Here is a 10083-nt window from a genome sequence, read left to right on the forward strand (position 1 = left end):
ATGGGGGTGCGGGGCGAGCCCGCGAGATGGGGAATGCGTGCGGAGCGCAGGAAGATGCGGCGCGCAGGACGGGACGCGCGAGCGGAGCGCGCGTCGATGCCGCGATGCGGGCGAGAGAAGATGAAGTCTCGTTAGAAAGTGCGAACACGAGTTTCGCCATGCAAGCAACCTGCCAGACAACTCCATGCCGGCCAGCATACCATCGCCGTTGTTGGCGGGGCGTTGCGTTGCAACAAGAAACAACTGTGAGAGCGTCCCGGCATGCGCGTTGCAGGCAGGTTATTTTTACGGCGGCGGCGTGCGCGCTTTGGGGACGAAACCAGCGCGACGACCGCCCCGCAAGGGTTTCGCACGAACGGCAATTTCAACCTCCCGCTCGTCGGCGCGAACCACGCGAACGCACGCCGTGCGACTTCGCGTTTTCGCTACTCAGGCAAACCCTGAATTAGGTTGCATACACAAACATTCCGTTCGCATGCCTGCTTCACGCCACTGCGCAAAACGCGAGGCCAGGCAATACGGGTAATACGCGCACGCGGCCATCGCGCCGGCGACGCGCGATCCGCACGCGCATGTCGAAGCGATTGCGACGAGGAAAAATCCCCGCGCGACGCAGCCGATATGTCGCAAAGCCTCGCGCGGATCACGCTCCGCGCCGAATAAAAAAAGCCAACCCGTAACGGGTTGGCTTTCTGCTGCGGATATGACGATTACGAGAACTGGTTCATCGTGTTGTCCTTGCCCGCTGCCTTCAGCGCCGCTTCGCCGCTGAAGTATTCCTTGTGATCGTCGCCGATGTCCGAACCCGACATGTTCTGGTGCTTCACGCACGCGATGCCCTGACGGATTTCCTTGCGCTGCACGCCCGCCACATAGCCGAGCATGCCCTGGTCGCCGAAGTATTCCTTGGCCAGGTTGTCGGTCGACAGCGCAGCCGTGTGGTACGTCGGCAGCGTGATCAGGTGGTGGAAGATGCCTGCTTCACGCGATGCATCGGCCTGGAACGTGCGGATCTTCTCGTCGGCGAGCTTGGCCAGTTCGGTTTCGTCGTATTCGACGCTCATCAGTTGCGCACGATCGTAAGCCGACACGTCCTTGCCCTCGGCCTTCATCGCGTCGTAGGCCTGCTGGCGGAAGTTCAGCGTCCAGTTGAACGACGGGCTGTTGTTGTACACCAGCTTCGCGTTCGGGATCACCTTGCGGATCTCGCTGACCATGCCGCCGATCTGCGCGATATGCGGTTTTTCGGTTTCGATCCACAGCAGGTCGGCGCCATTCTGCAGCGACGTGATGCAGTCGAGCACGCAACGCGCCTCGCCCGTGCCGGCGCGGAACTGGAACAGGTTGCTGGGCAGGCGCTTCGGACGCAGCAGCTTGCCGTCGCGCTTGATGACGACGTCACCGTTGCCCAGTTGATCGGCCGACAGTTCTTCGCAATCGAGGAACGCGTTGTATTGATCGCCCAGGTCGCCCGGCGTGTTCGTCACGGCGATCTGCTTGGTCAGGCCGGCGCCCAGCGAATCGGTACGCGCGACGATGATGCCGTCGTCAACGCCCAGTTCCAGGAACGCGTAGCGGATCGCGCGGATCTTCGCGAGGAAATCCTCGTGCGGCACCGTGACCTTGCCGTCCTGGTGGCCGCACTGCTTCTCGTCCGACACCTGGTTTTCGATCTGGATGCAGCACGCGCCCGCTTCAATGAACTGCTTGGCCAGCAGGTAGGTCGCCTCCGCGTTGCCGAAGCCGGCGTCGATGTCGGCGATGATCGGCACGACGTGCGTGACGTGGTTGTCGATCTTTTGCTGGATCGCCGCCTTCGCAGCCGGATCCTTCGCGGCATCCAGCTCGCGGAACAGGCCGCCCAGCTCGCGGGCGTCGGCCTGCCGCAGGAACGTGTACAGCTCGCGAATCAGCGCGCTGACCGAGGTCTTTTCGTGCATCGACTGGTCCGGCAGCGGGCCGAACTCCGAGCGCAGCGCGGCGACCATCCAGCCCGACAGGTACAGGTAGCGGCGTTCGGTGCTGTTGAAGTGCTTCTTGATGGAGATCATCTTCTGCTGGCCGATGAAGCCGTGCCAGCAACCCAGCGACTGCGTGTACTTGGACGGATCGGCATCGTACGCGGCCATGTCGGCACGCATGATCTTCGCGGTGTACTTCGCGATGTCCAGGCCGGTCTTGAACTTGTTCTGGGCACGCATGCGGGCGGCATATTCGGGGCTGATGGCATTCCACGCGCTGCCGTGGTTTTCCTTCAAGCCAGCCACTGCCTTGATGTCGTCTTGATATTGGGACATGTCTATCTCCTGGGAACGAAGCGCATTTGAGTAAAGGGTTCAGCGTGCCCGCCGCGTGTGACGAAGCGAACTGCATGGACTCAATAGTAATCCTGTCCCGCGCGCTTTCACTCAAGTCTTATATAAGACATAAGATATAAATTTCCCTTGATTTTCAATGAGATAGCCGGTCGTTTTTGCGATGCAAAACACGGTTTCAAGCGGCGGTAAAACGCGGCGGCAGGAATTCGGCCCACATCCCACAATATGAAATCTCCTTTCGGCTGCTGAAGAACCGACGCGCTTCGAGCACACTGGCGGCACGACGCCGGCTACCCTTTGTCACGTCCATGACAAAACGTCTATACTTGGACAATTATTTGATCCGCGCGCCTCGACGCGTCGGCCTGCCTGCCCGGAGCGACATGAACGACTCTCCCGTTTTCGACACGCTTTGCGAACTGCTGACGACATCCGGCGCGCGTTTCCGCGTGCTCGAGCATCCGGCTGAAGGCAAATCCGACGCGATCGCCGCGCTGCGCGGCACCCGCCCCGAACAGGGCGCGAAGGCGATGCTCTGTACGTTCAAGGACGGCGGCGACGACGCCGCGCTCGCGGTAATTCCCGGTCACCTGAAAATCGACTTCCGCAAGGTCGCCGATGCGGTCGGCCGGCGCAAGGCGACGCTCGCGTCGCCCGACGTCGCGGCCGCCGTCACGCGCTGCGTGATGGGCGCCGTGCCGCCGTTCGTGTTCGATACGAACGTGACGCTCGTCGTCGATCCCGCTCTGGTCGAGCGCAACGCCGAGATCGCGTTCAACGCGGGCCGCCTCGATCGCTCGGTCGTGCTCGACGCGGCCGACTACGTCCGGATCGCGCGCCCGCTGCTGGCCGACATCACGCGGCCGGAAACGACGGACACCCCGACACACCAGGACCACCCATGAGCACGAACCGCAAGCCGCTGCTGTCGGAGCAGGCATCGCTGATCGAACAGGTGCAGCGCATCGCCGAAGGGCTCGGCGAGATGTTCGCGCCGTTCACCGAGGTCGTCGTGCACGACCTGCGCACGCCGGAGCACGCGATCCTCGCGATCCACAACAACCTGTCCGGACGCGCGGTCGGCGATCCCGCGACCGAACTCGGCCTCGCCCGCATCGCCGACGACGATTTCCCGCAGGTGCTCGCGAACTACCCGAACCGCTTCGCCGACGGCCGCACCGCGAAAAGCACGTCGATCGGCATCAAGGATTCGACCGGGCGCTACGTGGCCGCGCTGTGCCTGAATGCCGATGTCACGCTGTTCCGCGGCTTCCAGGGCATGCTGAACCAGTTCTGCCGTACGGACGGCGAAGCCGTCGTCGAAACGCTCGACCCGGCGGGCGCCGACGCGATCCGGCAACGCATCGACGCATTCGCGACGCGCCTCGCGACGACGCCGCGCGAGCTGAAGACCGACCAGCGCCGCGAACTGATGCAGACGCTGAAGGCCGACGGCTTTCTCGAGGTGCGCCGCGCGATGGAAATCGTGTCGCAGCATCTCGGCGTGTCGCGCGCCACCGTCTACAACGATGCGAAATGACGCGGCGCGCCCCGCATTCCAGTCGACTGACTTTTTCAATCCTCGAACAACCATGAACTCTCCCATTCTCCCCACGTACGACGACGTCGCCGCCGCCGCGACCCGGCTCGAAGGCCACGCGCACCGCACGCCGGTGATGACGTCGCGGACGATCGACGACGCGCTTGGCGCGCAGGTGTTCTTCAAGTGCGAGAACCTGCAGCGCATGGGCGCCTTCAAGTTCCGCGGCGCGTTCAACACGCTGTCGCGTTTCAACGCGGAACAGCGGCGCCACGGCGTCGTCGCGTTCTCGTCGGGCAACCATGCGCAGGCGATCGCGCTGTCGGCGCGCATGCTCGGCATTCCCGCGACGATCGTGATGCCGCAGGACGCGCCGGCCGCGAAGATGGCCGCGACGCGCGGCTACGGCGGCAACGTCGTGACCTACGACCGCTACACCGAGGATCGCGAGCAGATCGGGCGCCAGCTCGCGGAGAGGCACGGGCTCACGCTGGTGCCGCCCTACGACCACCCGGACGTGATCGCCGGCCAGGGCACCGCGGCCAAGGAACTGTTCGACGAAGTCGGCCCGCTCGACGCCGTGTTCACGCCGCTCGGCGGCGGCGGGCTGCTGTCGGGCACCGCGCTCGCCACGCGTGCGTTGTCGCCGCATGCGAAGCTGTACGGCGTCGAGCCCGAAGCCGGCAACGATGCGCAGCAATCGTTCCGGTCCGGCACGATCGTGCACATCGACACGCCGCGCACGATCGCTGACGGCGCGCAGACGCAGCACGTCGGCAACCTCACGTTCCCGATCCTGCGCCGCGACGTCGACGACATCCTGACCGCGACGGATGCGGAACTCGTCGACTGCATGCGCTTCTTCGCCACGCGCATGAAGATCGTCGTCGAGCCGACCGGCTGCCTGTCATTCGCCGCCGTGCGCCGGATGAAGGATGCACTGCAGGGCAAGCGCGTCGGCGTGGTGATCAGCGGCGGCAACGTCGATCTCGAGAACTTCTGCGCGCTGGTGTCGGCACCGGCCTGACCGTCGCGGCGCGCACGGGGCGGCACGCATCGACAACGCCCCGCGCCGGCCGTCGGCCTTCAGAACGGCGGAACGACGGCCGCCGGTTCCCGCGCGACGGCCCGCGTTCGAACCCGGCTGTTTCTTCAGACCTGAAACACTGCCCGCGCACCACGAACGAAAGGATTCGGAAAGCTGCCGCCGGGCAATGACGTTTTTTCGCATCCGCGCGCGGCTGGACGATTGACGTCCCTGACCACGCGCCATTACCCTTGCGCGCTGATGGTTCCCAGGGATGGGATCAAAAGGGAACGCAGCAGGGGCAACGCCCCGAATCTGCGGCTGCCCCCGCAACTGTGAGCGGTGAATCCGTGCCACCGCATGCCACTGGGAAACCGGGAAGGCCTGCACGGATGACGACCCGCGAGCCAGGAGACCTGCCATCGACCCGAGGTCCACGCAGCCGCACCGGGCGGGGTGTCCCGATGCGCCTGGCACCGCCCCCGGCGGTCGCCCGTTGCATGGACGACCCGACCTCAGGATCCGTCAGATGTCCATCGTTCCCGAATCCGCTTCCCGGCCGGAAGCGTCGCACCGACGCGCCGTCGGCATGCGCAGCCTGTCCGCCCTCCGCCCGCGATCGCCGTACGCGCCACACGCCTTGTCCCGCCGCCTCATGAAGATTCGTCGCCTGCTCGCCACGTCCGCCGCCACCGCGCTGCTTTCCCCGCTCGCCCAGGCGGCCGGCGACACGGCGCTCGCGCAGCCCGCCGCGCCCGCGCCCGGCGCGGATCTGCCGACGATCAGCGTGACCGACACGCGGCGCCTGCCCGAATCGTTCGACCGGCGTTACGCGTCGACCCAGGTGCTCACACGCGAGGATCTCGACCGGCTGTCGCCCGCCGACCCGAGCATCACGCAGGCGCTCGCGACGCTGCCGGGCGTGACCGTCGTGCAGAACGGCGGACCCGGCTCGTCCGCGTCGGTCAGCATCCGCGGTTCGTCGTCGAGCCAGGTCGCCGTGTTCATCGATGGCATCCGGATCGGCTCGCCGACCACCGGCATCGCACCGTGGGCCGACCTGCCGACCGAAGCGTTCGAGCGCGTCGAGGTGATCTCCGGCCCGGCCGCCGCGTCGTTCGGCAACAACGCGATGGGCGGGGTCGTGCAACTCTTCACGCGCCGCGCCGCCAACCAGCCGAACCAGACCACCGTGTCGGTCGGCGGCGGCTCGAACAAGACGTTCGACACGCAGTTCCGCACGTCGGGCACGGTGCCGTCGACCGGGCCGCTGGCCGCGCTCGGCGGGCTCACCTATTCGCTCGGGCTGCACGACTACAACACGGCCGGCATCGATGCGACGCGACCGTTCTTCTACGGCCACGAAGACGGCCGCAATCCGTATCACGCGCAGGATCTCGACGCGCGGCTCGGCTATGCGCGCGACAACTGGTCGATCTCGACGTTCGCGCTGTATCACCGCTCCGATCTGTCCTTCGACAACAGCGGTTACGCGAATCGCGAACTCGATCACCAGCTGACGACCGGCGTTGCGTTCCATCTCGACATCACGCCCGATACGCAGTTCGACCAGTCGTTCGGCTATGCGAACGACCACCAGTTCATCTATGCGGACAACCCCGCCCTCGCAACCGACCAGATCAATTCGCAGCGGATCAGCACGTCGACGTCGCTGACCCATCAGGAGCACGGGTTTCACCTGTTCGGCCTGCCGCTGTCGGGCGAATCGAAGCTCGCGTACGACTTCACGCGCGAGCAGGCGTTCCTGCCGGTCGACATTCCCGGCGGCGTGCCGACGCGCAACGATTCCGCGTTCTCGCTGCACCAGTCGGCGACGCTCGGCAGCGTGACGATGTTCGTCGCCGGCCGTCACGAGATCATCGCCGGACAAGCGGTGAACACCGGCAACGCCGCGCTGTCGTGGGCGATCACGCCGGTCTACACGGCGCGCATGTCGTACGGCAATGCGTTCCGCCTGCCGACGTTCAACGACCTGTACTACCCCGGCTACGGCAACCCGAACCTCAGCCCGGAACGCAGCACGTCGGTCGAGGCCGCGCTCGACGCGAATACGGCGTATGGCACGTTCACCGCGGCGATCTACGACACGCGCGTCAACAACCTGATCGCGTACAACCCGGCGACGTTCTCGCCGATGAACATCGGCCGTTCGCACATTCGCGGCATCGACCTGTCGTACAAGGGAACGATCGGCCGCTCGACGCCGGTGAGCGTCGCGGTCGGCATCCTGAATCCGCAGGACGAAACGAACCAGACGTGGCTCAGCCGCCGGCCGCGCCAGACGGTCAGCCTGAACGTCGATCACACGTGGGACGAACTGAAGCTGCACGCGCTGAGCACGGGCGCGTCGCTGCTGTACGGCGGCTCGACGTTCGACGATCCGGCCAACCGGCAGTATCTGGCGTCGTACCTGACGGTGAGCCTGCGCGCGTCGTACCGGATCAATTCGCACCTGACGGTGTCGGCATCGCTGTCGAACCTGTTCGACCGGCAGTACATGACCGCGTACGGTTACAACACGCTCGGGCGTACCGCGTTCGGCAAGGTCAGCTATACATTCTGACCGCCCCACGCGTCGGCGCATCGCGCCGCCCCGGCACGCGCGCGACATTGACATCGCGACAAAAGCTAACAGGATGCCGAGCACGCGCATGCGGTCCGCCTGCTTGGCGGCTTCTTCATGGGCTACGTGACGCTCGAAAGCGCCGGCGGCTTCTCGCACGGCGCGCCGGATGCCGACGCGTCGTGGTCGCGCAACCTCGATGCGCTCGACACATGGCAATCCGACGCGTTGACACGGCTCGTCGACGATCTGCTATCGGTTCAGCACGCGATCGCTGCGCTGCCGTCCGATATCGTCGTCAGCATGCGAATCAACCCGTACTTCCGGAAAACGGTGATGCTCGAGCTGCTCGCCCATATCCGGACGACGGTCGACGCGATCCGGTCGACCCGCGCTACCCCGCGCGCCTAGATCAGCCCGCGCACGCCCGCGACGAGCTGGATCGCGCCGAATACCGCGACGACGGCCGCCGACATGCGCGACAGCCCGTGCATGAACGCGAACGACAGCTTCGCGCGCAGCGCGGCGGTCGCGCTGCTCAGGCACAGCCACCACGTGGCCGAGCCGACGAACACGCCGACGACCATCCACGCGACGGTCGCCCACATCGCGCCTTCCCGCGCCCCCGGCAACGGGCCGAGCGCCGCGAAGATCCCGACGAACGACACGATCGTCATCGGGTTCGACAGCGTGAGTCCGAACGTCGTCAGGAAATCGCGCAGGACGGTCGTACCCGGCACCTCGCGCTGTCCCACCGGGGCGGCCAGCGGCTGGCGCGCGATGCTCCACGCGAGCCACACGAGAAACGCGCCGCCGCCGATCTTCAGGCCGACGGTCAGCATCGGGAACGCGGTGACGATGCCCGCGACGCCCAGCGCGCCGAGCAGGCCGTAAATCGCATCGGCGCACGCGGCGCCGATGCCCGTCGCGAATCCCGCCTGGAAGCCGCGGCTCAGGCTGCGCTGAATGCACAGCATGCCGATCGGGCCGACCGGCACCGCGATCGACAGCCCCATCACGACGGATTTGATGAACAACATCGCCTGCTCCTTTCGACATCCAATGGCTCGAACAGGCATCGTAGGGAAAGTCCGTGCCGCGCTGAATGCGGTTTTTAAGGAAAAATGGCGGCTCTACCTTAAAAACGCCCGCCGCGATGGACGATCTGGACTGGAAGATACTGGCGCTGTTGCAGGACAACGGACGCCTCAGCTATACGGAGCTCGCGCGCCGGGTTCACCTGTCGGTGCCGGCGGTGACGGAGCGCGTGAAGCGTCTTGAAGCAGCCGGCGTGGTCGAAGGCTACACCGCGCGGATCAATCCGTCCGCGGCCGGCTATCCGGTGAACGCGCTGATCGGCATCACGGTGCAGCAACCGGCGAAAGCGAAGTTCCTCAAGCTGCTGGAGACGATTCCCGAAGTCGTCGAATGCCATCACGTGACGGGCGCGGATTCGTACGTGATGCGATTCGTCGCCGTCAGCATGGCCCATCTCGAACAGTTGATCGAACGCATCAACCTGTACGGCGAAACGCGCACGTCGATCGTGATGTCGACGCCGCTGCCGGCGCGCGGGCTCGCGCGGCCGGCGTCGAAGCCCGGCGACACGCGCAGGTAGCGGGCCGCGGTTTCCGGATTGCCCGAAACGACCCGCAGGAACCTGCGACGGCCGGGGGCCGCCGTCCCCGGTCATGCGGCCGGGTCCCCGCATGACGATCGGTGCGGGCCGGCTATTTGCCGACCGCGCCGCCGAGCACGCCGCCTACCAGCGACGTCACCGGCGCGAGCGGATTGGAGAGGCCGCCCAGCGGCGAGCCGCCGCTGCTCGTACCGGTCGCGGAGCCGTTATGCACGGTCGCCGGGATGCCGCCGACCACGCTCGTCACCAGGCCGGCGACCGGCACCGCGCCATTCGCACCGCTCGGGTTCACGAGGCCGCCCGCATTGGTCACCGTGTTGCCGACCGCCCGGACGAGACTGCCGGCAGCGCCGACGATCGGCTGCGGCGAGGTGGACGTCACCTGCCATCCGGCCGACGTGATCGCGCCGCCGACCTGTCCGAGCAGCCCCGCGACCGGCTGCCCGAGTCCGGTTGCGGTGCCGACCTGCTGCGTGAGTTGGCCCGCCGTCGTCACGACCGGCGTGATCGCGGTGCTGATCGCTTGCGTCGCCTGCTGGACCGGGCCCGACGACAGCGCCGAGCCAAGCATGGTGCCGCCTGACTGCAGGCCGCCGGCCGCCGTGTCGAGCAGGCCGCCGACGGGCGTCGTGATCGGCGCGAGCGGCGAGAGCGGGCCGGAGCCAAGCGCCTTCACCGTTTCGCCGAGCCCGTTGACCGGGTTGCCGATCGAGCCGACGAGGGTGCCGAGGCCCGAGACCGTCCTGCCGACCGGGTTCGGCGTGAAGCCGATCTGGCCGATACCGTTGCTCACGACGTTCGTCGTATCGCGGATGATCGTGCCGACGCCGCTGACCGTGTCGGCCGGCCCGGCCGTCGCGGCCTTGCCGACGCCGGGCAACGTCACATCGCCGAGCGTCGAACCCGCGGCCAGCACGACTGCGCCGGCGGAACTGATGATGCCGTTGGTGCCGGGTGTTCCGCTTGTTCCGCTTG

Annotated in this window: 8 protein-coding genes, 1 pseudogene and 1 riboswitch; of the genes and pseudogenes, 6 read left to right on the forward strand and 3 right to left on the reverse strand. The window is 66.4% G+C overall.

Going from position 1 to position 10083, the window contains the following annotated elements:
* Positions 1–710 precede the first annotated feature (710 nt).
* Positions 711–2297 carry an isocitrate lyase gene (locus A9Z05_RS09620; RefSeq protein WP_069617879.1) on the reverse strand — a complete coding sequence of 529 codons (1587 nt, stop codon included), beginning with the start codon at positions 2295–2297 and terminating at the stop codon, positions 711–713.
* 404 nt (positions 2298–2701) lie between these two features.
* Here A9Z05_RS09620 and A9Z05_RS09625 point away from each other — a divergent pair, with 404 nt between their 5' ends.
* From A9Z05_RS09625 to A9Z05_RS09645, 5 genes and pseudogenes are all read left to right on the forward strand, one after another.
* Positions 2702–3223 (forward strand): YbaK/prolyl-tRNA synthetase associated domain-containing protein, encoded by a 522-nt coding sequence (locus A9Z05_RS09625; RefSeq protein WP_069617880.1) that lies wholly within the window; start codon positions 2702–2704, stop codon positions 3221–3223.
* Complete coding sequence (locus A9Z05_RS09630) at positions 3220–3858, forward strand: transcriptional regulator (protein ID WP_069617881.1); 639 nt, start codon at positions 3220–3222, stop codon at positions 3856–3858. The genes A9Z05_RS09625 and A9Z05_RS09630 overlap by 4 nt, the downstream gene beginning before the upstream one ends.
* Positions 3859–3910: 52 nt before the next feature.
* Positions 3911–4885 carry a threo-3-hydroxy-L-aspartate ammonia-lyase gene (locus tag A9Z05_RS09635; protein WP_069617882.1) on the forward strand — a complete coding sequence of 325 codons (975 nt, stop codon included), beginning with the start codon at positions 3911–3913 and terminating at the stop codon, positions 4883–4885.
* A gap of 245 nt (positions 4886–5130) precedes the next feature.
* Positions 5131–5324, forward strand: a riboswitch (cobalamin riboswitch).
* Positions 5325–5540: 216 nt separating this feature from the next.
* Positions 5541–7469 carry a TonB-dependent receptor domain-containing protein gene (locus A9Z05_RS09640; RefSeq protein ID WP_069617883.1) on the forward strand — a complete coding sequence of 643 codons (1929 nt, stop codon included), beginning with the start codon at positions 5541–5543 and terminating at the stop codon, positions 7467–7469.
* A gap of 87 nt (positions 7470–7556) precedes the next feature.
* Positions 7557–7880 (forward strand): annotated as a pseudogene (locus A9Z05_RS09645) (TetR-like C-terminal domain-containing protein); the annotation flags it as partial.
* On the opposite strand, the gene A9Z05_RS09650 reads toward A9Z05_RS09645, so the two are convergent.
* Positions 7877–8509 carry a LysE family translocator gene (locus A9Z05_RS09650; RefSeq protein WP_069617884.1) on the reverse strand — a complete coding sequence of 211 codons (633 nt, stop codon included), beginning with the start codon at positions 8507–8509 and terminating at the stop codon, positions 7877–7879. The pseudogene A9Z05_RS09645 and the gene A9Z05_RS09650 overlap by 4 nt on opposite strands.
* Before the next feature lie 116 nt (positions 8510–8625).
* Between A9Z05_RS09650 and A9Z05_RS09655 the strand changes: the two genes are divergently transcribed.
* On the forward strand, positions 8626–9087 hold the full coding sequence (locus A9Z05_RS09655; RefSeq protein WP_069617885.1) for an Lrp/AsnC family transcriptional regulator: 462 nt from the start codon (positions 8626–8628) through the stop codon (positions 9085–9087).
* A gap of 112 nt (positions 9088–9199) precedes the next feature.
* On the opposite strand, the gene A9Z05_RS09660 is transcribed toward A9Z05_RS09655, so the two are convergent.
* The coding region (locus A9Z05_RS09660) for a collagen-like triple helix repeat-containing protein (protein ID WP_256121936.1) at positions 9200–10083 on the reverse strand (884 nt) is incomplete at its 5' end.

The organism is Burkholderia sp. A2 (assembly GCF_001729305.1).
GTDB classification, from domain to species: domain Bacteria; phylum Pseudomonadota; class Gammaproteobacteria; order Burkholderiales; family Burkholderiaceae; genus Burkholderia; species Burkholderia sola.